21 protein-coding genes are annotated in these 25,650 nt (G+C 51.1%); 13 read left to right on the top strand and 8 right to left on the bottom strand.

Annotation, left to right across the window (positions count from 1 at the left end; translation table 11 throughout):
- Positions 1 to 3: 3 nt before the first annotated feature.
- On the bottom strand, positions 4 to 888 hold the full coding sequence (locus tag B5X72_RS10060; RefSeq protein ID WP_079716747.1) for an AraC family transcriptional regulator: 885 nt from the start codon (positions 886 to 888) through the stop codon (positions 4 to 6).
- 247 nt (positions 889 to 1,135) lie between these two features.
- Here B5X72_RS10060 and B5X72_RS10055 point away from each other — a divergent pair, with 247 nt between their 5' ends.
- The 11 genes from B5X72_RS10055 (at position 1,136) to B5X72_RS10005 (ending at position 16,164) form a co-directional block, all read left to right on the top strand.
- Positions 1,136 to 2,659 (top strand): sialidase family protein, encoded by a 1,524-nt coding sequence (locus tag B5X72_RS10055; RefSeq protein WP_079716746.1) that lies wholly within the window; start codon positions 1,136 to 1,138, stop codon positions 2,657 to 2,659.
- A gap of 213 nt (positions 2,660 to 2,872) precedes the next feature.
- Entirely contained in the window at positions 2,873 to 5,872 is a 3,000-nt protein-coding gene (locus B5X72_RS10050; RefSeq protein WP_079716745.1) for a SusC/RagA family TonB-linked outer membrane protein, read from the top strand.
- A 34-nt stretch (positions 5,873 to 5,906) separates the two neighbouring features.
- Entirely contained in the window at positions 5,907 to 7,547 is a 1,641-nt protein-coding gene (locus B5X72_RS10045; protein ID WP_079716744.1) for a RagB/SusD family nutrient uptake outer membrane protein, read from the top strand.
- A 48-nt stretch (positions 7,548 to 7,595) separates the two neighbouring features.
- The gene (locus B5X72_RS10040; RefSeq protein ID WP_079716743.1) at positions 7,596 to 8,897 is read left to right on the top strand and encodes an exo-alpha-sialidase; all 1,302 of its coding nucleotides are present in this window, start codon (positions 7,596 to 7,598) and stop codon (positions 8,895 to 8,897) included.
- A 109-nt stretch (positions 8,898 to 9,006) separates the two neighbouring features.
- Positions 9,007 to 9,681, top strand: coding sequence for a hypothetical protein (locus tag B5X72_RS10035; protein ID WP_139378631.1), 675 nt, complete (start codon positions 9,007 to 9,009; stop codon positions 9,679 to 9,681).
- A gap of 33 nt (positions 9,682 to 9,714) precedes the next feature.
- Positions 9,715 to 10,995 carry a sialidase family protein gene (locus B5X72_RS10030; RefSeq protein WP_079716741.1) on the top strand — a complete coding sequence of 427 codons (1,281 nt, stop codon included), beginning with the start codon at positions 9,715 to 9,717 and terminating at the stop codon, positions 10,993 to 10,995.
- 141 nt (positions 10,996 to 11,136) lie between these two features.
- Entirely contained in the window at positions 11,137 to 12,807 is a 1,671-nt protein-coding gene (locus B5X72_RS10025; RefSeq protein WP_139378630.1) for a glycosyl hydrolase family 32, read from the top strand.
- Positions 12,797 to 13,870 carry a bile acid:sodium symporter family protein gene (locus B5X72_RS10020; protein WP_079716739.1) on the top strand — a complete coding sequence of 358 codons (1,074 nt, stop codon included), beginning with the start codon at positions 12,797 to 12,799 and terminating at the stop codon, positions 13,868 to 13,870. Before B5X72_RS10025 ends, B5X72_RS10020 begins: the two co-directional genes overlap by 11 nt.
- On the top strand, positions 13,870 to 14,955 hold the full coding sequence (locus tag B5X72_RS10015) for a phosphotransferase family protein (RefSeq protein ID WP_079716738.1): 1,086 nt from the start codon (positions 13,870 to 13,872) through the stop codon (positions 14,953 to 14,955). The genes B5X72_RS10020 and B5X72_RS10015 overlap by 1 nt, the downstream gene beginning before the upstream one ends.
- Positions 14,952 to 15,731: an HpcH/HpaI aldolase family protein gene (locus B5X72_RS10010; protein ID WP_079716737.1), complete on the top strand. Its 780-nt coding sequence runs from the start codon at positions 14,952 to 14,954 to the stop codon at positions 15,729 to 15,731. The genes B5X72_RS10015 and B5X72_RS10010 overlap by 4 nt, the downstream gene beginning before the upstream one ends.
- Positions 15,715 to 16,164, top strand: a complete 450-nt coding sequence (locus B5X72_RS10005; protein ID WP_079716736.1) for a nuclear transport factor 2 family protein — start codon at positions 15,715 to 15,717, stop codon at positions 16,162 to 16,164. Before B5X72_RS10010 ends, B5X72_RS10005 begins: the two co-directional genes overlap by 17 nt.
- A 9-nt stretch (positions 16,165 to 16,173) precedes the next feature.
- On the opposite strand, the gene B5X72_RS10000 is transcribed toward B5X72_RS10005, so the two are convergent.
- The 4 genes from B5X72_RS10000 to B5X72_RS09985 form a co-directional block, all read right to left on the bottom strand.
- Positions 16,174 to 17,190: an asparaginase gene (locus B5X72_RS10000; protein ID WP_079716735.1), complete on the bottom strand. Its 1,017-nt coding sequence runs from the start codon at positions 17,188 to 17,190 to the stop codon at positions 16,174 to 16,176.
- A 35-nt stretch (positions 17,191 to 17,225) separates the two neighbouring features.
- Complete coding sequence (locus tag B5X72_RS09995) at positions 17,226 to 17,993, bottom strand: TatD family hydrolase (RefSeq protein WP_176146171.1); 768 nt, start codon at positions 17,991 to 17,993, stop codon at positions 17,226 to 17,228.
- A 125-nt stretch (positions 17,994 to 18,118) separates the two neighbouring features.
- Positions 18,119 to 19,075, bottom strand: coding sequence for an FKBP-type peptidyl-prolyl cis-trans isomerase (locus B5X72_RS09990; protein ID WP_079716733.1), 957 nt, complete (start codon positions 19,073 to 19,075; stop codon positions 18,119 to 18,121).
- A gap of 19 nt (positions 19,076 to 19,094) precedes the next feature.
- Positions 19,095 to 20,105 (bottom strand): DHH family phosphoesterase, encoded by a 1,011-nt coding sequence (locus tag B5X72_RS09985; RefSeq protein WP_079716732.1) that lies wholly within the window; start codon positions 20,103 to 20,105, stop codon positions 19,095 to 19,097.
- 202 nt (positions 20,106 to 20,307) lie between these two features.
- Between B5X72_RS09985 and B5X72_RS09980 the strand changes: the two genes are divergently transcribed.
- Both B5X72_RS09980 and B5X72_RS09975 read left to right on the top strand, forming a co-directional pair.
- Complete coding sequence (locus tag B5X72_RS09980) at positions 20,308 to 22,023, top strand: IlvD/Edd family dehydratase (RefSeq protein ID WP_079716731.1); 1,716 nt, start codon at positions 20,308 to 20,310, stop codon at positions 22,021 to 22,023.
- 32 nt (positions 22,024 to 22,055) lie between these two features.
- On the top strand, positions 22,056 to 22,820 hold the full coding sequence (locus tag B5X72_RS09975; protein ID WP_079716730.1) for an SDR family NAD(P)-dependent oxidoreductase: 765 nt from the start codon (positions 22,056 to 22,058) through the stop codon (positions 22,818 to 22,820).
- A gap of 24 nt (positions 22,821 to 22,844) precedes the next feature.
- Here B5X72_RS09975 and B5X72_RS09970 read toward each other — a convergent pair whose 3' ends face one another.
- The 3 genes from B5X72_RS09970 to B5X72_RS09960 all read right to left on the bottom strand — a co-directional run bounded on the left by B5X72_RS09970 (position 22,845) and on the right by B5X72_RS09960 (position 25,633).
- Complete coding sequence (locus tag B5X72_RS09970; RefSeq protein ID WP_079716729.1) at positions 22,845 to 24,050, bottom strand: DUF763 domain-containing protein; 1,206 nt, start codon at positions 24,048 to 24,050, stop codon at positions 22,845 to 22,847.
- Between the two features lie 111 nt (positions 24,051 to 24,161).
- Positions 24,162 to 24,530, bottom strand: a complete 369-nt coding sequence (gene panD / locus B5X72_RS09965; RefSeq protein ID WP_079716728.1) for an aspartate 1-decarboxylase — start codon at positions 24,528 to 24,530, stop codon at positions 24,162 to 24,164.
- 23 nt (positions 24,531 to 24,553) lie between these two features.
- Positions 24,554 to 25,633, bottom strand: a complete 1,080-nt coding sequence (locus B5X72_RS09960; protein ID WP_079716727.1) for a DUF6695 family protein — start codon at positions 25,631 to 25,633, stop codon at positions 24,554 to 24,556.
- Between the last annotated feature and the right edge of the window lie 17 nt (positions 25,634 to 25,650).

Raw genomic sequence — 25,650 nt, 5'->3', positions numbered from 1 at the left:
CTCCTACACAAATACGTTTTCGTACAAATACCGATGCCGGTATTCAACCGGTGTGCAGCCGGTGATGCGTTTGAAATGCCGGAAAAAGTTAGAACGGTTGTTGAATCCGCACTCAAAGCAGATGGCTTCCGTGGTAGATATGCTGTCTTCAATAAGCATACGCTTAGCGTGGCTAATGCGCACTTCGATGAGGAAATCGCGAAACGTCTTTTTGGTCATCATCTTGAAGTAACGGCAAAATGATGTGACACTCAAATGGGCCACTGTAGCAATCTCGTCTAACGTGATTTCGTTGCGGTAATTGGACAGGATATAATGGTATACCTTATTAATCCGATCGGTCTCGTCCTTATTCGCCTGGTGTGTCGTCCAGCCTGTCGCGATTTGCGTTACCTCTTTACTGTCGGCCAATACGTGCAGCATGTTGAATATCAGCATCAGCCGGGACAGGCCTTCAGCTTGAACGGACTCCCGCATTAGGGTTACCACCTGTTTTTTGGTCCTGCCGTGGATGACCAGCCCGTACCGGGCGCGTTCATACAGGGCGTGGATGGCCGCTGCTTCTGGCTTCCGCAGGAAATCTCTTCCCATGAAATCGGCGAGGAACTGCACGACGACGGCCTCCGCCGTAATATTGGGGTTTCCCTGGAAATACCGCTTGTTACATCGCCACATATGGGGAAGGTTTTCGCCTAACAGTAATAACTCCCCCGCATCGAAATTGCTGATGTTGTCGCCGACAAAACGAACCCCTTCGCCCCGGACGATGTAATGTAACTCCAATTCAGGATGATAATGCCATACTGTACCAAAGTTAGGTAGGGTGTGCTGTCGCGAAAGATAGGGGTATGCTGTGGTCCTTGGTACCAAATGAAAATGGGGCTTCATGACTTGCTAATAATTGGTTATAGGGACAAGTTTAAGGAAAAGTGTATACAAATACAAATCACCCTGTAGGAGGTAGTTGGGTTTTGTTTTTGTGTAAATAATTGATTTTTAGTGATGTGTGTTGTTTTTCTGATCGTTTGACGGTCAATTCGGGATTATTGGTATGATAAATTAGTATACATAATAGCTAAATGGTTGAACAGAATTTAGGATTGATCAAGGGATATTTGGACGAATTGAGAAACCTATGTTTTATAAATCTATCATTACTATCGCGTTGATAATTTGCTTCGGGACCGATGTCCGTGCACAATTTCCCGACAGTACCAAGGTCCTTGCAGCCGTTGTTCCTGAAAAAGCGGATAAAGTGGGTATAGCACGAAAAGGAGCTCCCATATTTGCCGATGAGCGTTATGTATTTAAGCAATTGCCCCGTTTCCTGCGGGGGTCAGGCTACATTATTGGCTCAATGGCAGGGAGAAACCGTATTGTTCCGGTTACTACAGGTAGCCTCTTCGTCGTTACTCCGCTTGCGGGAGAGCCGGGATCACAGGAGCCGGTTCTACATGAACAGGGTTTTATTAAACTGGATCATCCGTCGTTTACGCTTTTTAGCGGCCAAGAGGTTCAAATTGGTATATTCAAGAAGGACATAGTGTACGATAATTTCCGCCTGAAAGATGTCCGATACGAAGGCTGGGCGGTAGCATTCTTTGATGCGCGACCGTTGCCATCTATCACTGAACCGGCTCAGGTCAGCTGGTTACCGGGTATTGAATACGGCAGAAGCACACGGAAATGGCAGGGATGTCCATCTATCACAAAAACGGGAACGCGGCTGTGGGCTGCATGGTTTTCGGGCGGCACTCGTGAGCCGGATGCAGGCAATTACGGCATCATATCGTACAGCGATGACGGCAAAGAGTGGGTAGATCCCGCCATGGTAATCACTCATCCCAATAGTGCGGTGCGGGTTATGGACCCACAGCTTTGGAAAGATCCCCAAGGGCGATTATGGATTTTTTGGGTGCAGAATACCGGGCCAAAGGGTTTTGACGGCATATGGGGGACGTGGGCTGTCCGTATTGATAATCCAACCTCAGACAAACCTACCTGGACGTCTCCAAGGCGTTTATGCGATGGGCTGACCCGGAACAAACCCATTGTGTTGGCTTCGGGAAAGTGGTTATTGCCGTCCTATGATTGGATTAACCACCAAAGTGCAGTTTACATTTCCGATGATGAAGGTGAGCACTGGACATTGCAGGGCGGGCCGCTGAACAAGCCTATCAGCAATTTTTATGAACACATGTGCGTGCAGTTGACTAACGGAAATATCTGGATGCTGCAACGAAATGTGCAGGAAAGTATTTCCGATGATCAAGGAAAAAGCTGGACTTCCCTGCAGGAAGTTGAAGAATTGGCCTCAGCTAATTCACGGCTATATATCGGACGGCTGCAGTCCGGCAACCTTCTTCTTGTGTATAACAACGATCCTACGCGTAAGGCAAGGAAGAATATGACGGCTCGCCTTTCCTTGGACGATGGGCAGACATGGCCATATGAGTTGTTGCTGGACGAGCGTAACAACGTTTCGTATCCGGATGTGGTACAGGATGATGACGGCCTGATCTATGTGTGCTACGATAGATCCCGTGGGGGAGAGAAAGAGATTTTGATGGCTGCATTTACCGAGGAAGATATCAAGCAGGGACGGTTTGTCGGTAAACAAGCCAAACAAAAGCAGTTGATCAGTAAAGCGGATGACTGACCTTGGCGCTAGCTTTGGTGGTATGCAACATATTGGTCTATAGGATGTTGTTTTTGATTCGTGCATCAGCTACATCCCAGCGTTTGGCGAAATGGTAAACGAGTATACAGAGTTGATAAATGATTGAACAGCATTTACCGGCCTTTGCCGGATATTTGCCGAAGTTGATAAACGGGAAACGCGTTAACCAATTTTCAAACCTAATCAATTATAATGATGATGAGTAAATTTTTATTGCTATTAAGAAGCCAACAGGTATTTTGCCTCTGTCTGGCCTTGACCTTGCCAATAGCTGCCACTTTTGCACAGGGACAACAAACGGTGTCGGGCGTGGTGAGCGATAGCGACGGGCCTTTGGAGGGGGTATCCGTGGAAGTGAAGCAAGGTGTTGCACGTACAGTCACCGACGCAACCGGCCAATACCGCATCCAAGCCAACAGCGGCGACACTTTGGTATTCAGGAATGTGGGTTACACCACACAAGAAGTGGCTGTAGGGCAGAATGAAACAATTCATGTGCTGCTTATGGCCAGCACTTCATCCTTAGACGAAGTGGTGGTCGTGGGCTATGGCACCCAATCGCGCCGCAACGTTACCGGGTCGGTGAGCAAGGTGGATATGGCGGAAACTGAGAACCTGCCTAATACCAACGTGACGCAGGCACTGCGGGGCCGGGTAGCCGGCGTGCAGTTTACAGACAATGGCCGGCCTGGACAGAATGGAACCATTCTAGTACGTGGCCCCAGGTCCTTGAGTGCCGGGAACAATCCATTGATCATTCTTGACGGTATTTTTTTTAACGGAAGTATGATCGATATCAATCCCAATGATATTGAGTCCATGGAGATCCTGAAAGACGCCAGTGCGGCGGCTATCTACGGCTCACGAGCAGCGAATGGCGTGATCCTGATCACGTCTAAGCGGGGCAAAACCGAAAAACCAAACATTAACCTGAATACGTTTTACGGCCTGTCCGACTGGGCGGCTAGGATGCAGCTACTAACGCCGGAGCGCTATCTCGAAAAGTCAATGGAAATCCGCAGGCTCAGGGGCGTACCTTTTGATCCAGACAATGTCGCCACATATTTGACGCTGACAGAAGCCGAAAACTACCGGAATGGCCGTATTGTAGATCCATATGACATGATCGCTCAACAGGGTAGGATCTTTTCAACAGATGTGAGCCTTGCCGGCAATACCAACCACACGAACTATTACCTCTCCGCTTCCATGTCGCGCGAAAATGGGTTGGTACACGATGACAACCTCCGTAGAATGGCTTTCCGCGTGAATCTTGAAAATAAGATTACAGATTGGTTGACCATCGGTACCAATACGATGTTTTCAGAAAATGACCAATCCGGTGTACCTGCATCGATTTCATTGGCTTCGAGACAAAGTCCCTATGGAACGTGGTATCGTGAGGACGGATCCCCCACGCAATTTACGGTACCGGAGGACCAAGGCGTATCTGCAAATCCCATGCGAAACAATTACCTTTCGGAAAACGACAATTACAGGAATAATCTCTTTGCCAATTTCTTTACATTGGTTGACGTTCCTTGGATTGATGGGTTGAGCTTTCGGGTCAACTATTCGGCGAATTATCGTTGGATTCGCGATTACCAAGCTACCGCTCAGGACATCCATCTGCCCGAAGCCAATACGACATCTGCCTCTAAGCGGAACTGGAAAGCGCAGGACTGGGTGCTGGAAAATATCTTGGATTACAAGTTCAAATTGGGAGACAACCATGCGTTTGACGTCACGTTGATGTACGGCGCAAACCGCGAAAACCAGGAGACCACGACAGCGAGTGCAGATCAGCTGGAGTTTGATGCATTTGGATGGAATCGGCTTAATGTCGGCGAACTTCAAACGGTATCTTCTTCTGCTCAAAAGGTGTCAGGCATCTCGTCGATGGCAAGGATCAATTACCGGCTGAAAGACCGGTACCTCGTTACCTTGACGGCAAGGCGGGATGGTAGCTCCGTATTCGCGGCTAACAATAAATATGCAACATTCCCGTCTGCAGCATTCGCGTGGATCGCATCCGACGAGTCATTTCTGCAAAACAGCAGCTATGTGGATTTGCTCAAGCTGAGAGTTTCCTATGGTGCTGTGGGCAACCAAGCGATTTCGCCTTATCAATCGTTGAGCTTGGCCAACATCACCCGTTACGTTTATGGGCCAGAATCGGCGTTGGGTATATACCCATCAAATATATCCAATGAAAACCTCAAGTGGGAGACGACTTACACGTCTAATTTGGCGGTTGATTTTGAGCTCTTCAATAGTCGGATCGGTGGCACTGTCGAACTGTACAACATGGATACCCGTGACCTACTGGTCGAGCGGTCAATACCGATAATGACTGGATATTCCTCCATCTGGACCAATCTGGGCAAGGTAAATAACAGAGGGATCGAATTGACCTTGAACACGGTAAATATCAAAAAGGAAAAGTTTGAATGGACCTCCAATTTTGTTCTTTCTCGTAATAAAAATAAAATTGTGAGCCTCTACGGCGTGGATGCCGACGGCGACGGCCGGGAAGATGATGATCTGGGGAATCGGTGGTTTATTGGCCAGCCGATCAACGTATATTACGACTACGTGTTTGATGGTATCTACCAGGAGGGCGATGAGCTTCCTGCGGGATACGAACCGGGCTTCGCTCGGTTCCGGGACCTTAATGGAGATGGCCGCGTCGAAGCCGATAATGACCGAACCATTATCGGACAGGGAGGCCAACCTAAATTCCGTTGGGGCATAACCAACAATTTTAGGTACGGCAACTTTGATCTGTCGATCTTTATCAATGCGATGCAGGGTTGGATTGCGACGTTCAACGATTTGGACTTCTATAGTAATAGCTTGGATCCGATACGGCCCGGTAATATGTTCGATGGAGGTTGGTGGACCCCGGAAAACCGCTCCAATACGAGGCCTTCGCTCGAATACCGGCGAAGCGTCCTCGGGCATAGCTGGTATTTGAGCCGCAATTTCATCCGCGTACAGGATGTATCATTGGCTTACCGGTTTCCATCGGAATTCCTGTCGAAACATCGGTTGACCCAGCTCGGTGTGTTTTTGAGCGGCAAAAACCTGTTGACCTTTACCGATTGGTTGGGCACAAATCCGGAATCGGTCTCTACCGATCGGTATCCGATTGCCAGATCATATACACTGGGTTTAAGACTGGGCTTTTAAACGATTACTAAACTAACTACATAAAGACGATACAATGAAAACGCTTAAGAAGATAGGTAATGTGATGGTTTTAGCGGTATTGCTAATGGCCCATCACTCATGCACTTCGGATTTCCTCGAAGAGGTGCCATTATCGGATTACAGCACCGTGGGCATCTTGACGTCTGAAAGGGGCTTTGAAGCCTATATGACTGCGCTGCATAAGGCGGCGCGCGATGAAATGGCGGCTCGCGATGCGTCGCGTTACTTTTACATCATGCAGACTTCCACTGACGTCGCCTCGTTTGGAAACAGTTCGGTCAGCAGCAACAACTACAATACCTTGCAAACGCCCACCGAAAACCACATCGAATGGGTGTGGAACTGGGCTTATCAGGATATGCTGCTCCAGGCCAATACGATTATTGTATATGCCGAAAATCCCGAACTGGCTGATATATGGAGCAGTGAGGAGCGCAAAAATGCCATTATCGCAGAAGCTAAATTTTTCAGGGCGTACACGCATAATATGCTGGCTAATCTTTATGGTGGTGTACCGATTGTCGACACCATCTATACCAGCCCAAAAACGGACTTTGTGCGCAATTCACGCGAGGAAGTACTGGACTTTGCACGGGAAGACCTCGAGTTTGCTTCCCAGTGGCTGCCGGTCGCTGTCGAAAAGGAAGGCCGGATCGTTAAGGCTGCTGCGGACCACCTGCTGACGGAAGTCTATATCAGTCTGGGCCAATACGAAAATGCGGTGGCAAGTGCTGATCGGGTCATCAATTCGGGTCATTACCAACTGATGACCGAGCGGTTTGGTACTAAGCTGAATGAACCCGGTGACCCGTTTTCGGATTTGTTCAAGGACGGTAATCAAAACAGAAGTTCAGGTAACCTGGAATCTATTTACGTTTGGCAATTTGAAGACATGACCATAGGCGGCCAGGGGGGAAGCAACGGAAATAATCGGCTGCGGAACTGGGGACCTTGGTATGAGCGGCTTACTGACCCGGATGGTCGGTCGGGCATGGTCGTCGTCGATAGCTTGGGCAGAGGTACCGGACAAGTCCGGCCCACGCCTTATTTCCTCTACGACGTATGGGCCAGCGATTGGAACAACGACATGCGCAATTCCGTGCATAACATGCGGAGGGAGCTCCGGTACACCAACCCCTCATCGGCTTACTTCGGGCAGGTTGTAGAACCGAAGACATCAGAAATCGATACCATGCAGAATATTTATCCCTATCCGCGCAAGATCGAAGGCGATGTGGGTACGCTGACCCATACCAGCACTTCCTGGTCCGGCCGCACTTATCAGGATTTTATCGTATACCGCCTTGCTGAGACGTATTTGTTGCGCGCGGAAGCTTATTTCAGGATGGGTGATCGAGAACATGCGGCAACCGACATTAATGTGGTGAGGGGGCGTGCGAACGCAACGTTGATAGATGCCGCTGATGTGACGGAAGACTTCATCCTCGACGAACGTGCGCGGGAACTGATTACGGAAGAACCCCGGCGGCGGACATTGGTGCGTATGGGCCGGTTGGTAGACCGGGTAAGGCAATATAGCATAAGGGAGCTCACCAGAAATTCAATCCAGGATCATCACCAATGGTGGCCCATTCCGCAATCGGCCATAGATGCCAATATCGGAAGAAGGCTGGAACAGAATCCGGGCTACTGAGCGATGGCGGGTATCATAGATCGTATAAAACAATAAAGCAAACACAAAATGACACGGATAACAAAACAACACCATATCTTTTGGACTGTAGGGCTTTTCATTCTGTTACAGTCCTGTGGATGTGGTAAAGCTGGCCAAGCTGATGCACCTAAGGAAGAAGACGACCGAACCATTAAAATCCAAGTGGGCACGCGGGATGTTGAAACCGATCAGTTTACCAGCAAGGGCACGCCGGTGGTTCCGATGTGGAAGGCACCCATGGCCACGGTTGACATCCGAAATGGGGCAGGGTTTCCGATACTTTCGGACGCGGAGCATGATGTGGTGTGGCAGCCTTCGGTACGTGAAGATGGTGCATACAATCACTATGCCTGTCTGATTCACCACAACGGTCGGTTTTATGCCATGTGGGGCAATCATGAATTTGGCGAAGATGCACCCGGGCAGCGGGTGCTCTATGCCCACGCTGATGAATGGGGAAATTGGACGGATGCCGAAGAGTTGTTTCCTGCTCCGGGCCCGGTGTTGCCGCGTTCGGAAAACGGCATACATCTCAAGCCTGATTGTTGGGCGATCATCGATGATGTCCTTTATGCAATCACGTATGTGCACGGTGCGGGGGTATATCCCATCGCTCGGGCAGTGAGCGAGGAAGGAACGTTGGGCGAGCCATTCTTGGTCCAAAGCCTGCCCAATAACGGATCGCTTCCCGTATTCATGGAAGGCGACGATGCGCCAACTGCTCCTTCGCCTATCGGCGAGCGCCTATATCGATGGTATCGTGAAAACGACCAAATCAGTTGGTGGGCCAATGCAAGCTGGGGTGTACAGCGAACAGCGGTTGACGGCCAAAGTTTGATCGAAAGTTTTATCTACCGGGCCAAGGATGGCGGTTTGGTGCTCATGCTGAGGGACTGGGGGCATGCCAATAACCCCGTGCACACCAATAGGATGTATGTGAGTTTTAACGATGGAACCGGTGGATGGGCGGCACCCTATCCAACCGATATCCCGGACTCGCCTAGCCGTGCACAAGCATTAACCTTGGAAGACGGAACCGTATTGCTCATTGGTAACCAAAACGTCAACCGATATGATCAAGCCCTGTATTTGGATCGCGACCCCATGACCATTTCCATCAGCAAAGACGGCTATACCTTCGACCGGGTATATGCCCTTCGGACAGGATCTCCTACAGGACATCGATTTTCCGGTATAGGCGGACGGAACCCTGGATATGCCTACTCCAGCTCCATCGTGCGCGATGGCTGGTTATACACCATGTATTCCATTGGCAAAGAAGATATGGGGATTACCCGTGTGCCATTGAGCGCACTCGAACTCGAATAATTTAACTTATTTAGACGATAGAATCATGAATAACGGAATAAATAAAAACCGCGTTACAACAGCGAATCTGCTAACTGCAAAACAATATGGCACGGGAAATTGGAGGACGATGTTGAGGTCTTTTGCGCTTATCCTTTTTGTGACTTCATTATGGAGCTGTGCCAAAGATGAGGAGCATAAAGACGACGATGAAGATGATACCATCGGATCCGTTTATTTTGAGGAGGACTTCGAGAAAATGATTTGGGGAGGAGATTATATTAACCAACAGCCGGGTGTTAAGGGCGAATTTACTCGGGATGACGACAATAGGTACATTATTGACGAAAGCAAACCGGTTGCTGAATGCGGTATCAACACGGACGGTTGCCCGGATTTTTTTGCGCTTGTATCCGAGGCTTATAAGGAGTTGCGCGGCATCAGTGGGTGGGAAGGCTCGAAAGTGTATGAACGCCCCGGCTATCTGAAAATTGGTACAGAGTCATCCAGGGATGCATACATCCGAACGCCACCGCTGGACATGATTGGCGAAGGAAGCGTAAATATTAATGTGTCGGTCGATTTGGCCATTTGGGGTGGTTCTTCGCAGACGTTGTACGTCAGCGTTGCTAATGGCGGTATATCATCGGTCAGCCAGCTGGAGGTGACCACCAGAGATAGTTGGACAACAAGGGAATTCCGGGTATTGAATGCCACTAAGGAGACACAGATAGAAATTAAGTCTGATCCAACACAGGTAGGTCGGTTTTTTCTGGGTCATGTCAAGATTACAAAGGCGGATTAGTGCCGCTAGATATTGAGCAAAATTAGCGGATATATGAATTGCAAGTCGGTTTTAGTTAAGTGCATAGGCATTGCGGTGGCGACATTGTCGTTTATCGTATATTTCAATGTAGCTAGTCGCGCACAGGGAAATCAGATCAACGTAGAAGAGCGTGCAGAGCCAGCCATGGAAACGCCCATCGTCAATACAAACCCGCTTCCTACATATGGTTATGACCGACTAGACTACGGCATGACCATTGGCATCGAACGCACGCCAAATGGGCGTATTTGGGCCTGTTGGGTGGGCGGGGGTGACAATGAAGATGCCTTTTTTGTATTGAATACCAGTGACGATAATGGACAGACATGGTCTGAGCCAAGGGTGGTGATCGATCCGCACGACCCAAGCCTCAGTGATGCCAGACGGACGATAGTGGGAAACCTGTGGACGGATCCTCAAGGGAATCTGTGGTTGTTTTTCGATCAGTCCATGACGTACTTCGATGGCCGGGCCGGGTTGTGGTACACAGTGTGCGAAAACCCTGACAGCGATGAGCCACGGTGGTCAGCGCCAAAACGGCTCTGGCACGGCTGCGCGCTCAACAAACCGGTAGTCCTCTCCGATGGCACATGGATGCTTCCGGTGTCGCTATGGGACCGCGGCAAAATAAAGGATGAGGTTTATAAGAGAGCGTTCCCCGAGCTGGACACATTCCGAATGGCCAACGTCTTCGTTTCAAACGATCGGGGCCAGACATGGCAGCGCAGGGGAGGCGTACGTTTTCCCAAACCAAAGTTCGATGAACATCAGGTCATCGAGCGCCGAGACGGCACGCTGTGGATGACCGCCAGGACAGGTGACGGTATCTGGCAGAGCGTCTCGTCCGATAAGGGTAGGACCTGGTCTGCACCGCAGCGATACATGCCACATATCAGCTCCCGCCATTTCATCCGGCGGCTGCAATCGGGCCGTCTGCTAATGGTACGGCACGGCGCGCTGGATGAGCGCACGGCGTTCCGTTCTAAACTGACCGCTTATCTTTCAGAAGACGATGGTAAAAGCTGGAAGGGAGGCTTAATGATCGACGAGCGGCGGGGAGTATCCTACCCGGATGGCTTCCAGGCTTCTGATGGTACCATATATATAGCCTACGACCGGAACCGTGAGCTGGACGGCGAAATACTGATGGCACGTTTCACGGAGGCCGACATACTGGAAGGACGCTTCCAAAGTCCGGAGTCCGGTTCGAGGATACTGATCAGCCGACCTCGGGGGCTGGATAAATTGCCTCCGCCTTCGGGGTCCGTTGCAAGCGACATATCGAATAAATGAAATAATTAAGAGCAAGGAATGAGATTTACGTTTTTTTTGACTTTGAGTAGATGGGCTGGGCCATTGGCCGTGTGCAGGGTCCGGAAGGCGGTTTGTTATGGTGTTTTTGGACTAGCTATGTCGTCGGCTGCGGATGACGCAATGGCTCAAACGGACCATTTGGCAGCACGGCGCGATACCTTGGCGATAGCGCACGGCGACACCTCGCGTTTGTTGTACAATGGAATCCGGTTGCCTGAAGTGTGGCCCCCGCGCGATCAGGACCCCGCTGATTTGGGGCCGATGCGTGTGCCTTATCTTGAAAACCCGCCTGAGGTCATTCCTATTGATGTGGGAAGGCAGCTGTTTGTAGATGATTTCCTGATTGAGCGGACCGACCTGGACCGGGTTTTCCATCGGCCGGAAAAATACGAGGGCAACCCGGTATTCTTCCCCCAGACGGAGCAGGAGCTGGCAACATACCATGACAACAGTGCGGTGACATACCTGGGACACGGAGGGGTGTTCTACGACCCGGCCGACAAGCGCTTTAAGATGTTCTATACGGCGGGATGGCGCGGTGCCCTGGCGATGGCTACGAGTACGGATCTGGTTTCATGGGAGCGACCCGATCTGGGGCTTGCGGGCGGGAACCTGATTCTGCCTCCAGGTTCGTTGATGGCTGGAGGGGACAATGCAATATGGCTGGATGTGAACGCACAGGATAGCATGCAGCGGTATAAGGCAATCATCGAGCGCTGGGTCGATGGCGATTGGAAAACGTACTTCGAAAAGCGGGCTGACGGTCCCAGGCATACGTTACATACCGCTGCTGATGGCAAGGTTTGGTCAACAGGCGTGTATACGGCCGATGCCGAAGACTATACCTCATTTTTCCATAATCCCTTCCGTAATGTATGGACATTCAGCATTAAAAAGAGCACAAAAAGGGGGCGGGCCCGATATTATTCCGAAAGCGAGGAATTTATTAAGGGCGCGGCCTTTGACAATGCCGTATATTGGGTAAATGCCGATACGCTGGATGCGCCCGATCCGGCGATAGACAACCCGGCTCAGCTTTACAGCCTCAATGCCGTGGCGTATGAGAGTATCTTGCTCGGTGAATTTTATATCCATTTGGGGCCATATAATAGGGTGTGTGAAGAAGGTAGGTTTCCGAAAATCACGGAGTTGAAATTGGGATTCAGCCGCGACGGTTTTCATTGGCACAGGCCGGACCGCCGGCCGTTTATTGAGGCGACACGCAAGGAAGGGGATTGGGATCGCGGCTACCTGCATGGCACAATGGGGGTCTGCCTGGTAATGGGCGACAAATTATGGTTTCCCTATTGTGGGTACTCGGGTGTGGATCCCAATGGAAGGACAGGGATGTATACCGGCGCCAGTATCGGCATGGCTACCCTGCGCCGGGATGGCTTTGCATCCATGGATGCGGATAGGCGGGGCGGAACGTTGGTAACCCGCCCGGTTGTCTTCAAGGGTAGACACCTGTTTATCAACGTCGATTGCCCGGAAGGCGAGCTGCGGGTAGAAGTGCTCGACGAAAGTAATCGGGTGGTGAAGCAGTTTGCTGCAAAGGCATGCGAGCCTATCCGAACAGACAGCACGTTGTACAAGGTGGAATGGAAAGGCGGTAATGATTTGTCATCTTTGGCTGGAACACCCGTGAAATTCCGCTTTCACTTGACCAACGGCAAGCTTTACGCCTTTTGGGTGAGCCCCGACGAAAGTGGAGCAAGCCACGGTTACGTAGGAGCGGGCGGACCGGAATATGATGGGATAATTGATACGAAAGGTAAATATGCATATTAGTAAATTTTTTCTTTATTCAGCTCTTGTGGCGGTTGTGGCTTGCGGTGGAGCCGCACTAACGGGCAATCTTCCGTTTATACCACCGCTGTTGATTCTTTTTTTTATTTTCCTTTCCATAGCCTTCCAAGGCTACCCAACGCTCAAAGGCTTCAGCTACACGATGGTTATCCTGACATGCTTTGCAGCTGCAGTCAGCTACCCGCAGTATTTTACGCGGTGGGGCAATTTTGACCTGTCTACGCTGATCACGCCGTCCATACAGCTTATCATGTTCGGCATGGGTACAACGATGAGTTTGAGGGATTTTGCCGGCTTGCTTAAAATGCCAACCCCGGTACTGATCGGGGTAACCTGTCAGTTCGCCATTATGCCGGTTTTGGGTTATACCATTGCTCAGCTGAGCGGGTTGCCCAATGAAATAGCTGCAGGTATCGTGCTGATTGGCTGCGTACCTAGCGGCATGGCGTCAAACGTGATCGCTTACCTCGCCAAGGCGAATGTGGCACTGTCCGTCACAATTACGTCGATAGCCACCATGCTGGGGCCACTGTTCACGCCGTTGCTCATGAAGACCCTTGCCGGTGAATTCATCGAAATCAATACCCTAAAAATGATGTGGGACATTCTGAAGATGGTTATTTTACCCGTAGGTATCGGTTTGCTGTTCAATCAGTTGTTCCACGGTAAAACGCCATGGCTTGCTGCCGTCATGCCCTATGTGTCCATGTTCGGTATCGCATTTTCGATCGTTGTCATCGCGGCTGCGGGGCGCGACAACCTACTGACAGTGGGGCCCCTGCTTGTGATGCTGGTCCTCACTCATAATGTCCTGGGATACACCGTGGGGTATTGGACGGCCCGGCTATTCCGGCTCAAAGAGCGGGATTGCCGGACCATCGCAATCGAGGTGGGGATGCAAAACGGCGGCTTGGCGTCTGGGCTGTCCAAGGAAATGGGACGTATTGCAACCCTCGGACTGGCGGCAGCTATTTTTGGACCGTTGATGAACGTAACGGGATCTATTTTAGCTTCATGGTGGCACCGCAAAACTCCTAAAGATTAATGGCTGGGCGCAAGAATATTTACTATTGGAAATCGGACCGCGCTTTTGCTTCCGAGAATACCCGCAGTACTGCCGGTTCGTCGCTACCGGAAATCACCATTCAGGTGCGTGACTACCTCAACCGTCATTTCAGGAATGGGCTTATCAACATCGAACCTGCAAACGGGCAGGGCAATCACATTACCTTCACGGCACATTATCCGGACGGTGACTATTTCGTTCGGCTGGAAAACGGCCCTGAGGGTGACAACTACATGGCTGTAGAGTCGAAGGTCATGGAGATGGTAAGGCAGCAGGGCATTCCCTGCCCGTTGATCTATCTCACCGATGTATCGCGCACGGTGGTTCCTTTTGCCATTCAGGTGATGGACTGCGTAGACAGTAGCGACTTGAATGTGGTAGACAAGCGGGGTGAGCTGGACCTACTGGCTGTGGCGGGCACAATTGGGAGGTATGTGGCGCTTTGGCAATCCATACAACCGGGAAAATACGGGCTTTTCAATCCTGATGTGCTGCATTCGGTGGGTAGATTGGAAGGGTATCATGATGCTTATGAGCAGTACTTTTTCCTGAATTGGGATGTGCATCTGGAGTATCTTCGTGCCAGTGGATTCATCAGCGCATATAAGGTTGCCGAATTAAAGGAGTTGGTAAACGGCTTCAGACCCTTGCTCCAGTTGGACACCGGATGTCTGGTGCATAAGGACCTCGCGCTATGGAATATTCTCGGAAATGATAATCAGATTACCGCCGTTATTGACTGGGACGATGCCGTGTCTGGCGATCCGACTGATGACCTTTCTTTATTGGGGTGCTTCCATTCCGGCGACGTGGTGCTATCGGCCATAGCTGGCTATCAGCGCGTGAAAGCCCTGCCTCCTGATTTCGAGCAGCGGTTCTGGTTGCACCTGCTGCGCAATATCATCTTCAAGTCCGTCATCCGGGTGAAAGGAAATTATTTTGAAAAGTCGGACAAGTTTTTCTTGAACAATCCGAAACATAAAGGCCTTAAACAATTCACGCTTGATCGTATAGACAGTGCTTGCGAAGGCCTACGGGGAGATAAATCAATTGACACATTATGAACAAATACGACGTTAGAAAATATGACCGATTTCTGGATGGCTCGGTCACCTTGGGGACTTGGCTGAGCATCGGATCTCCGGTCGTCGTGGACCTCGCCGCGCAGTTTCCTTTTGACTGGCTTTTGCTCGATCTCGAACATGGAAGCGCGCCCGAAGCGCAGCTTCCCGAGCTCTTGCGAACCATCGGCGGCAGGGAGCCCTGTGCGATTGTCCGGGTGCCCGACCTGCAGGCCGCTACAATAGCCCGGGTGCTGGACTGGGGTGCTGACGGCATTATGCTGCCACACGTCACGTCTGCGCGGCAGGCGGCTGAATGTGTGGCGGCGATGCGGTATCCGCCTATGGGGCACCGGGGTTATTCGACTACGGTGCGTACCTATCGGTATGGCTTGGAGCCTCCGGTAGACCCGCGCGATGTCAAACCCCTATTTCTTGCTCAGATAGAGGATGTAGCGGGGGTACGCCATGCACACGAGATAGCGGCCGTAGATGGCGTGGATATCTTATTTGTAGGACCGGGGGATCTGAAGCTGGCACTGGCTCATCAGCCTGCGGGAGATAAGCTGGGCTTTGAGGAGGCGTTGGAGCAGGTGGCACGCGCGGCCGAAGTGCACGGTAAGCAAGCTGGGATCCTTTTGCGCAATAGGGATGATTTTGCTAACTTCGTGTCCATGGGATACCGTTGCATGGCCGTGGATTCGGATTTGGCTATATTGCGGAAGGGATATCAGGATATGATAACATGGTATAAACAACTGAATGATGAAAAGGTATAAATTAATGATTGTATTGGCCGTCGTGGGATTGATTGCCTGTAATCCAGGCAATCCGGACTCGGGCCAGGAACCATCCATAGCGGGTACAATCGAAGCTTTCAAAAAGGCGTTGGTCGAAGCCGATGCAGAGGCACTGGACCAGTTGACCGCTGCGTCGCTCACCTATGGGCATTCCAGCGGCTTAATAGAAAACAAGGAGGAATTTATATCGGCGTTGGTCGACGGTACCTCCAACTTCCTGGACATCCGGCTTTCGGATCAGCAGGTCACCACTTCAGGGGATGTTGCGATTGTACGCCATCAATTGGATGCCGAAACGGAGGATGCCGGTAAGCCGCGTGCCACAATCCGCTTGCATGTATTGACGGTTTGGCAACATGCCGGGGGGCAATGGAAGCTGCTTGCCAGGCAGGCGGTGAAAACGGACAGGTAGCCGTACCGTTTATGCCGTAAGTTCTCCCCGGATGTTCTGTTCAGCCCAGTAGGCTACGTCGCTTTGGCTTTCAAACTCGCCCTGCAGGTACATGAGCTTGGTTACGGCAGCCTCAAACGTCATGTCATAGCCGCTGAGCACACCCATTTCCTTAAGGTACTTGCTGGTTTCATAGCGCCCCAGTTCGACGCTGCCGACTTTGCATTGGGAAATGTTGAGGATATTCTTACCGTTGCGGATAGCCTCGCCGATCAGATCAAGGAACCATTGTGCGGTAGTTGTGTTTCCTGAGCCAAAGGTTTCCATAATGACGGACCTGGCCTCGGATTCGAGTACAGCGCGTACCACCTGCGGACTGATACCGGGATATAACTTAAGCACCGATACGGCATTATCCAGCTTGGTGTGTAGAATAAATTCCTTGTCACTGTTGTCGAGCAGTGCTTCTTGGTTATACTTCAGGTGTACCCCCGCTTCGACCAACACCGGGTAATTGGGTGATCGGAATGCCTCGAATTTGGCCGAATTGTATTTGAACGAACGATTGCCCCGGAAGAGCTTGTTGTCGAAGAATATGCATACCTCATGGATGAGGGATCGCCCTTTTTTCTTGGCTGATGCAAGCTCCAGGGCGGTGATGAGATTTTCGCGGGCATCCGTGCGGATCTCACCGATGGGCAGCTGTGAGCCCGACAGAATCACGGGTTTTTGGAGCCCTTCAAGCATGAAACTCAGTGCCGATGCTGAAAATGCCATGGTGTCTGAGCCGTGGAGAATAACGAAGCCATCATATTCATCGTAGTTGTCCTTAATGATACTGGCCATTTCCAGCCAAATGGCGGGCTGCATATTGGATGAATCGATAATGGGGGTAAACGAATGTACACTGAGGTTGTAATTGAGCCGTGCAAGTTCGGGAATATTCTTGGCGATCAAGTCGAAGTCGAATGGCATAAACGTGCCGTTCTGTTCGTCTTTGACCATTCCAATAGTCCCTCCCGTGTAAATTACGAATATATTATTCATCCGGTTAGTGTTATGGTTATCTTGACTGGTGCGGGCTAAATCCCAAAAACCCGCTTAGCGTTTGCCGTGGTGGCAGCGGCCACGGCTTCTAATGGTACGCCGTGCAAATCTGCAACTTTTTGTGCAATATACAATAGATAACTGCTTTCATTCTTTTTGCCGCGATACGGCACCGGTGCGAGATAGGGTGAGTCGGTCTCCAGGACGAGGTGTTCGAGACCTAGTGCGGCGACGACCGTATCAAGCCCGGCATTTTTATAGGTAACCACCCCGCCGATACCCAAATGTAACCCCAGGGCGATCGTGCGTTGGGCTTGTTCCTTATTTCCCGTGAAGCAATGTAGTACACCGGTGAGTCGCCCGTCCTGCACCTCGTCGAGTAACTGGAAGAGCTCGTCAAAAGCATTCCGGCAGTGTATGGATACCGGCAATCCTAAGGCTTTGGCCCATCCGGTTTGTATGCGGAAAGCCTCCTGTTGTAGCGGTAAGGTCGTTTTGTCCCAGTGGAGGTCAATGCCGATCTCGCCAATGCCGTAGACGCTATGGTTGGCTATTGTTTTTTCGATGGTGGCCAATTGGGTGAGGTAATCCGTTTTTACATCGCAGGGATGCAACCCCATCATGGGATAGCAGTTGTCCGGATAAGCGGCGGCGGTATCCAATACCTGGGAGATTGAACCGCTATCCACATTGGGAAGTAGCAGTTGCTGTACGCCATTGGCCAAACAGCGTTGCATCTGATGATCTAACTCCGGCGTGCCATATAGATAATTGATGTGCGTATGGGTATCGGTCAGTGAAATGCTTGCCATGACGCAAACTTAGATAAATTCCTTTTATATGCAACATGCCGGCGGGCATTTCGTTGCCGGAGCCGGCAATGTGTCCAAAGCAAGAACGCCTTCCGGGTGGAAGGCGTTCTGTTTTTTTATTGCTGCGCGGTGGTATCCTGTGCTGCAGGCTTAAGGATGTCGATAAGCTCGACGTCGAAAACCAACGGTGCGAAAGGCGGGATGACACCACGTCCATCGCCGCGTTCGCCGTAGCCCAACTGCGAAGGGATGATGAGCTTAGCCTTCGTTCCCTTAGGCAACAGCAATAAGCCTTCGTCCCAACCGGGGATGACCTGGCGTACGCCAATGGCAAATTTGGCAGGCTCATACGGGCGCATCGGATTAAATATCTTATTCTTTTCGGCCACTTCCTTGATGGAGGTGTCGAATACATCTCCGGAAGCTACCAATGCACCTGTGTAGTTGACCTTCACGGTATCTCCGGCAACAGGCTTTTCACCGGTACCTTCTTCGGTAATGATGTATTGCAGTCCGGATGCCGTTTTCAATGGCTCTAAATTGTTCTTCTCGATGTAATTGTTGATTTTGCTTTCTTCTGACGCTTTCAATTTTTCGATTTCAGCATCGAAATAGGTGTTTACTTCGGCGTATAATGCGCTGTCTGTTAATTCGCCCTTTTTGAAATGCTTGTTTACCTTCACATTGAAGGTTACGTATTTATTGGCAAAATCCGGCTTCGGCTGCATAGTTTTGGCCGCCATGGTGTCCAGATCAAGTTGGAATACGGCGCTGTCGCCTTCGCCCAGCATCTTAAACATGGAATTGTAATCGCCGGGATACAGGCCCGGCAGTGAGTCGGCCGCAATTGTCACGATCTGCGGCAATCCGATTTTGTAGGTGCTGGAAAGCAAGGAGTCCCTGTCGGTTGTGACGGTCAGGTTTACGGATAGCAAATCTCCCGTCTGTGCTTTTGGCTGGCCGTTATCCTTCACGATTTTGTATTTCAAACCCCCTTCACCCGTCTTGAATTGCTGGCAGGCACCGGCCAGCACAACGATTGCAAGCCCTAAACTAAAAATTGATTTCTTCATTTTTTGTGTGTAATTAAAATTATGGTATTAAAAGTGCTTTATATTCCGGCAATATCGATTTGAATTTCAGTACCACGTTCGTCAGTGGTTCATTTGAATTTCCTCCGGCTGCATTGCGATGCCCGCCGCCGTTGAAATGCGTTTTGCATACCTCATTGCAGGGGAAGTCCCCCACGGAACGCAGCGAGAGCTTTACCTGTTCGGTGCGATCGATAATTAATGCCGCAAGCTTCATGCCGCTGATGGCAAGGGCATAATTTACCAGCCCCTCCGTATCGCCGGTCGTGATTTGGAACCGATTGAGGTCTTCACGGGAGATGCTGAATAGTGCGGTACGATACTCGTGGAGTACTTCAAGCCTGTTCAACAAGCAGAACCCGAGAAACTTAAGGCGGTTTTCGGTGTAGCTGTTATATACTGCCTCGTGTATTTTCCAATTTTGTGCGCCCAGCGTGATGAGGTCTGCCGCAATGAGGTGTGTAGCCGGCGTGGTCGTCTGAAACCGGAAAGAACCAGTATCCGTCATGATGCCCGTATACAGGCATGTGGCGATGTCTGGCGTGATGGACTGATGTTCGTCCATGACATTGGCAATGAAGTCGTACACCAGCTGTGCAGAAGCGGCGGCCTGGCTATCCCAATGCCGATAGTCATCGAAATTTTCCGGCTCGAGATGATGGTCAATCATGATTTTGGCACCCGGGGCTTGCCTTACCGCTTCCTCCATCGCGTGGATGCGAGCCAATCCGTTGAAGTCAAGGCAGTAGATGAAGTCGGCTTCGGCAATCAATGCGTCATGGGCCGCTTTATCGTCCAAATATATCTTTACATCCTGCCTGCCGGGCATCCAATCAAGAAAAGCGGCAAAGTCGGATGGGACGATGACGTGTACGGCGTGGCCCTTGGCTTTCAGCCAATGGTAGACAGCCAACGATGAGCCCAATGCATCCCCATCAGGTTTATGGTGCGTGGTGACAACGATATGCTTCGGTTTGGCCAGCTCCTTCTTAAGCGCTTCCGGTGTAAACATTCAATTGCTAAAAGTGTGCAAACCTACTACAAAAAATCCGATTAAGGAATTTTTGGCCAGTGAAAACAAAAATTTTCTAATTAAATGATTGGGCCGTCAAACCGCTGTTGTATCGTAGGCACGGTAAACTCGGAAATTTTTTATAGCTTTGAGCGAAGTAGCTTTAACTATACCTGCTAATTATAAACTAAACATATTTTCAATGTCTGCGAAATCATTAAGGAGTCAAGAATGGTTCGGTAGAAAGGGGAAAGACGGATTTATTTACCGTGCATGGATGAAGAACCAGGGGATACCCGACTACGAGTTCAAAGGGAAGCCTATCATTGGTATCTGCAACACCTGGTCGGAGCTTACCCCGTGCAACGGGCATTTCAGGGAATTGGCCGAATCGGTAAAGCGGGGTGTCCTTGAGGCCGGGGGATATCCGGTTGAGTTTCCCGTGATGTCGCTGGGTGAGACCCTCATGAAGCCGACGGCGATGCTATTCCGCAACTTGGCCAGCATGGATGTGGAAGAGTCCATCCGAGCGAATCCCATTGACGGTGTGGTCTTGCTATGCGGCTGCGACAAAACGACACCGTCATTGGTGATGGGTGCATGCAGCGTTGACCTTCCCACGCTCGTCGTGTCGGGTGGCCCCATGCTCACAGGAAAGTATAATGGACGGGATATCGGCACCAGCGATGTATGGCGGTTTTCGGAAGACGTGCGCACGGGTATCATGACCGAGGAAGAGTTGAATTTAGCGGAAGCCGGTTTGTGCAGGAGCCAGGGGCATTGTGCGGTAATGGGAACGGCTTCTTCCATGGCATGCATGGTTGAGTCGCTGGGGCTTACGTTGCCTGGAAATGCGGCGATACCCGCAGCAGACGCCAACAGGAAAGTGCTTGCCCAGTTGTCCGGCAGGCGTATCGTCGAGATGGTAAACGATGGCTTAACGTTGTCCAGCGTACTCATCCGCCAAGCTTTTGAAAATTCCATTAAGGTAAACGCGGCAATAGGCGGATCGACCAATTTCGTTATCCACTTGCTCGCCATAGCCGGAAGGATTGGCGTGCAGCTGACGATAGATGACTTCGACGTGTTGTCCAGGGATATTCCACTGGTGGCAAATTTGCAGCCCTCCGGCAACTATTTTATGGAAGACCTGTACTATGCTGGTGGACTGCCCGCAGTGATGAACGCCATCGACAAACATCTCCATAAGGACTGCATCACGGTAAATGGCCGTACCGTAGGGGATAATATCGCCGGAAAAGTAAGTTTAAACCGAAGCGTCATCTCAGATCTGGACCAGCCTTTTAATGAGATTTCGGGTGTGGTAGTGCTGAAAGGCAACCTCTGTGAAGCCGGTGGAGTGCTTAAGCCTTCGGCCGCCAGCGTGCGGCTGATGCAGCATACAGGAAAAGCAGTGGTATTTGAAGATATTGAGGATTATAAGCGCAAGATCGATGATCCTGACCTCGACGTGGATGAAAACAGTGTTTTAGTGCTGAAGCACGTAGGGCCTAAAGGCTATCCGGGGATGCCGGAAGTAGGGAACATGGGGTTGCCAAGGAAATTGCTTGCCAAGGGGATTACGGATATGGTAAGGATATCGGATGGCCGGATGAGTGGAACCGGGTTTGGGACCGTTGTGTTGCACGTATCGCCAGAGGCTGCCGACGGAGGCACGATTGCACTTGTACAGGATGGCGATCTCATCAGGCTGGATGTTGCTGGCCGGCGGCTTGACCTGCTGGTGGATGCCGTTGAGCTGGAGAAACGGAGGGCATCGCACATACACGCCACCAACGCGTTTACACGGGGGTATGCCAAGCTGTATGTAGACCATGTGGAGCAAGCTCATCTGGGTGCCGATTTTGACTTCCTGAAGGGCGGTTCGGGGAGCACGGTTTCACGCGACTCACACTGATTAACGATACGCATACGTAATTACCGAATTTGATGGCATCAACAAGATTTATTGGCAAGACGGCCATTGTTACCGGTGCTGGCCAAGGCATCGGCTTTGAACTATGCAAGCGGTTGGCCCTCGAAGGAGCAACCGTGTTACTCAACGACATCGACGAATCATTGACGGCCGATGCTACCCGGCAACTACAGGATGTGGGGAAATGCATCGCTTGCCCGGGAGATTCAAGCGACTTGAGGGTCATTACACAGCTTGTTGAGACAGCTGTTTCCGAAACCGGGCGTATCGATATTGCGATAGCCAATGCAGGAATCACCTTGTTTGGTGACTTCCTGGGGTATTCGCCGGAATCCTTCCGCAAAGTGATGGATGTAAACCTGGGCGGTACATTTTTCCTCGCGCAAGCGGTAGCCAAACAATTCATTGCGCAGGGAAAAGGGGGGACAATACTCTTTACTTCCTCGGCGACGGGCCATCAGGCACACAAAAACCTGGCAGCCTACGGCATGTCCAAAGCAGCGTTGGAGATGCTTGCAAAGCACTTGGTGGTGGAGTTGGGACCGTTCGGGATCAATGTAAACACCGTGGCCCCCGGTGCGACGTTGACAGAGCGGACGGTGACGGATAGGGAATATGAAGCGGTCTGGTCACGTTTAACGCCAATGGGGCGGCCAGCAACCACAGCCGATATCGCTGCGGCTGCGCTGTTTCTGGTCAGCGAAGAAGCGCGGCACATTACCGGACAGACACTTATCGTCGACGGAGGATGGACATCGGTAAGCCCTCCGCCGTATTAGGCCAGCACGATGCGCCGCGTTGTTTCAATCAAACAACCTTAATTGGTTATTTACGGGAGGCATGGAATCGCCAAAGACGGTTTTTCCTCCATATTGCCATGCATTGTTCCGCTCTCTTTCGAGCAGTTCATTGAGGTTGTCACGTGCTACGAAGTCTTTTTCAGCTCGGTATGCGAGGCTGCTCAGCGCTTGTATTGCCTGTTTTTTGTCATGCAGTCCGAGCTTCGCTTGTCGAACCGCTCGGTTGAGTACATCGATGGTTTCGTCGTAGATTTTTGTCGGTACGGGAAAAGGATGTCCGTCTTTACCGCCATGGGCAAATGAAAACCGCGCGGGGTCGTCAAACCGGGTCGGTGTTCCGTAAATCACTTCGCTGACTAACGCCAACGACTGTAAGGTGCGGGCTCCCACACCTTGCAACAGCAGCAGCTCATCGAAGTCGGCAGGTTGTCTTTCGTGCGTAAGCCAAAGCATGGCGCCCAGCCGTTTGAGATTGATGTCGTTTGCCGTGACATGGTGGCGGTTGGGCATCGACAGCGTGGACAGCTCAGCCAGGACAGTTGCCGGCTTTTCCGTACACAAACTGAGGATGGCTGCTTTCGTAGGTTTCGCTTCCAGCGCCGTCATGTCGATGATTTTCCCTTGGTTTGCGCCACAAATGCCGCTGTGGGGCTGTTCGGTATAGGACGCAAACCCCTCACTATGCCAGTGGTAACGCCGGGCCGTGGCGTCTGCATCCTTCATTCCCTGCTGTACGACGGTCCATCCCCCTTCGTCGTTGACGATAAACGCATGTAAATAGAGTTGGTAGCCATCCTGGATGGCAGAATTATCCACCTTCGCGACCAACTTCGAGGCCCGCGCCAACCCGGCTCCGTCCAGCCCGTGCTTATCGCTATAGCGATATAGCTCCTGAGGCGTGTTTTTCGAATGTTTGCCTTTGCCGCCGCAGATATAGATGCCCAGCTCTTTCGACAGTGGGTTGACTGCCTTTTTCAGGGCGCCGAGTACGGAAGTGGTGATGCCTGACGAATGCCAATCCATGCCCATCACGCACCCCAGGCTTTGAAACCAAAAGGGATCGCTCAGCCTTTTCAGGTATTCCTGCTTTCCGAAATCTTGCAGGATACATTCCGTAATGGCCAGCCCGAGCCTTGTCATCCGTTCGGCGAGCCATCCAGGTACGTGGCCGTGGTGCAGTGGCAGATTGGCGATGCCAGATCGTCTCATACGCTATCTTCTTTTGGACAAAGATACTAAATAAAATAGTATGAGTTGTTGCCATCGCTGCCTTACGCCGGTTTGCGGACAAAAAAGTGGTGTGTGCAGAACCCGTACCCGTCAATAGTTGTATCGCTCCACGGATGCAATTTGGTTGCCATCTTTGGTGAATACCAATACCGGCTGGTAGCTGTCCGCTTCCTCTTCGCTTACGGTACAAAAGCTCAGAATATGTACGGTATCGCCGACCTTAGCATGTAACGCAGCCCCACCATTCATGCACACTTCACCGCTTCCGCGTTTCCCCGGGAGCACATAGGTCATGATCCTGCTGCCGTTTACCGCGTTGTTGACATAAACCTGTTCGTATTTCTTGATTTGGGCGGCATCCAGTAGATCGGCATCTACGGTAATTGACCCATTATATGCGACGTTTGCTTCGGTGACTTTTACGGTGTGGATTTTTGATTTTAAAATAGTTAACTCCATAGTGTTTGTTTGTTATGCTGGCATTAAGCGACGCCTGTACGCTTAATGGGAAGGCTAAATGTTTCCAGTACAATTTGCGTTCCGTTTTGTATAATAATGTGCCGTTGATAATGGCAATGGTATGTAAACTGAAAGGGCAGATTGAGGTTTACAGGGTGGCTGGCCACACAGTCGACGCGGTAATCTTCGCTGCCGTCAGCGGCATACTTGGTCAGGACTAACCCGTCCTGTACACCGCTGTTTTCCAGCGCGTACCAAGCACCCTCCCCAATGCCACCCAACCATTGGGCGGATTTGGGGACTTGTACTGGCTTGACTGGTTCGTCCATACTGCCGGGCTTCTTGTCGCACGGCAATTCCTTGGCTTTGGCCGACGAGAGGTTGTGGCACAGGAGATCGACTTGAAAACGTAGCGATTGCCAACGCGTCATCCGAAGCATCGTCAATACGCCCGCTTGGTCGCAATAGACAACGCCATTGGGCGCAGCATTTACCACGTTGCTGACCGGACTTGCTTTGAAGCTTTCCGGCAGCGCAATCCGTTTCCGGGCAGGATGCCGGCTTGGCAGGCCTGCCAGCAGGACCTGGGCCACGAAACGCGAACAACTGTTGTTGCCTTTGGCAATAGCCCCGTATTGTATTGGGCCATGAGCGATGATGCGCTGCGCAAATCGCGTTGATGCTGAAAAGGAGATTCCCGTGATGAGCGAGAAAAGAAGCCGCCCCCCGCCATGCGTAGCGTATTCCATTTGTTGAAGTTCGCTTAAAATCGCCTTCAAATTGGTGATGGTCCCTTGGCTGCTCAACTGCGCTTTTGTGAATAGCTTAAGCCTGGGATCGGACTCGGCATCCCGGGCCCGCCCATAACCACGGGGCGTAATGTAACGGCCGAAATCATAGTAAGCCAGCGAACCGGTTTGATGATTAATCAGGATAATAGCCGCATGACCGACCTTGAAATTCAAGTTTTTCACAATGCGGAGTTGCTTGAGCAGGGCCATCCAACGTTCGTCACCGCGTGCTGTTTTATCCGGCCAGGCGATGACCATTGCCAGGTCTTGGTAGGTTTCCATCTGATCCTTCTTCCCACGAGTTGTTGTCATCGGCGGTGAAATAACCG

The sequence above is a fragment of the Parapedobacter luteus genome (genome assembly GCF_900168055.1).
Lineage (GTDB): Bacteria > Bacteroidota > Bacteroidia > Sphingobacteriales > Sphingobacteriaceae > Parapedobacter > Parapedobacter luteus.
The sequence above is the reverse complement of the archived record's forward strand: the minus strand, read 5'-3'. Positions and strand labels throughout refer to the sequence as shown.

Bases quoted from the DNA above. Each gene is read 5' to 3' on its own strand.
- B5X72_RS09970 (WP_079716729.1), bottom strand. From the start codon at position 24,050: ATGAGACGATCTGGCATCGCCAATCTGCCACTGCACCACGGCCACGTA.
- B5X72_RS10050 (WP_079716745.1), top strand. From the start codon at position 2,873: ATGATGATGAGTAAATTTTTATTGCTATTAAGAAGCCAACAGGTATTT.
- B5X72_RS10000 (WP_079716735.1), bottom strand. From the start codon at position 17,190: ATGAATAATATATTCGTAATTTACACGGGAGGGACTATTGGAATGGTC.
- B5X72_RS10035 (WP_139378631.1), top strand. From the start codon at position 9,007: ATGTTGAGGTCTTTTGCGCTTATCCTTTTTGTGACTTCATTATGGAGC.
- B5X72_RS10055 (WP_079716746.1), top strand. From the start codon at position 1,136: ATGTTTTATAAATCTATCATTACTATCGCGTTGATAATTTGCTTCGGG.
- B5X72_RS10010 (WP_079716737.1), top strand. From the start codon at position 14,952: ATGAACAAATACGACGTTAGAAAATATGACCGATTTCTGGATGGCTCG.
- B5X72_RS10005 (WP_079716736.1), top strand. From the start codon at position 15,715: ATGATGAAAAGGTATAAATTAATGATTGTATTGGCCGTCGTGGGATTG.
- B5X72_RS09975 (WP_079716730.1), top strand. From the start codon at position 22,056: ATGGCATCAACAAGATTTATTGGCAAGACGGCCATTGTTACCGGTGCT.
- B5X72_RS09990 (WP_079716733.1), bottom strand. From the start codon at position 19,075: ATGAAGAAATCAATTTTTAGTTTAGGGCTTGCAATCGTTGTGCTGGCC.
- B5X72_RS09980 (WP_079716731.1), top strand. From the start codon at position 20,308: ATGTCTGCGAAATCATTAAGGAGTCAAGAATGGTTCGGTAGAAAGGGG.
- B5X72_RS09960 (WP_079716727.1), bottom strand. From the start codon at position 25,633: ATGACAACAACTCGTGGGAAGAAGGATCAGATGGAAACCTACCAAGAC.
- B5X72_RS10020 (WP_079716739.1), top strand. From the start codon at position 12,797: ATGCATATTAGTAAATTTTTTCTTTATTCAGCTCTTGTGGCGGTTGTG.
- B5X72_RS09985 (WP_079716732.1), bottom strand. From the start codon at position 20,105: ATGTTTACACCGGAAGCGCTTAAGAAGGAGCTGGCCAAACCGAAGCAT.
- B5X72_RS10040 (WP_079716743.1), top strand. From the start codon at position 7,596: ATGACACGGATAACAAAACAACACCATATCTTTTGGACTGTAGGGCTT.
- B5X72_RS10060 (WP_079716747.1), bottom strand. From the start codon at position 888: ATGAAGCCCCATTTTCATTTGGTACCAAGGACCACAGCATACCCCTAT.
- B5X72_RS10045 (WP_079716744.1), top strand. From the start codon at position 5,907: ATGAAAACGCTTAAGAAGATAGGTAATGTGATGGTTTTAGCGGTATTG.
- panD (WP_079716728.1), bottom strand. From the start codon at position 24,530: ATGGAGTTAACTATTTTAAAATCAAAAATCCACACCGTAAAAGTCACC.
- B5X72_RS10030 (WP_079716741.1), top strand. From the start codon at position 9,715: ATGAATTGCAAGTCGGTTTTAGTTAAGTGCATAGGCATTGCGGTGGCG.
- B5X72_RS10015 (WP_079716738.1), top strand. From the start codon at position 13,870: ATGGCTGGGCGCAAGAATATTTACTATTGGAAATCGGACCGCGCTTTT.
- B5X72_RS10025 (WP_139378630.1), top strand. From the start codon at position 11,137: ATGGCTCAAACGGACCATTTGGCAGCACGGCGCGATACCTTGGCGATA.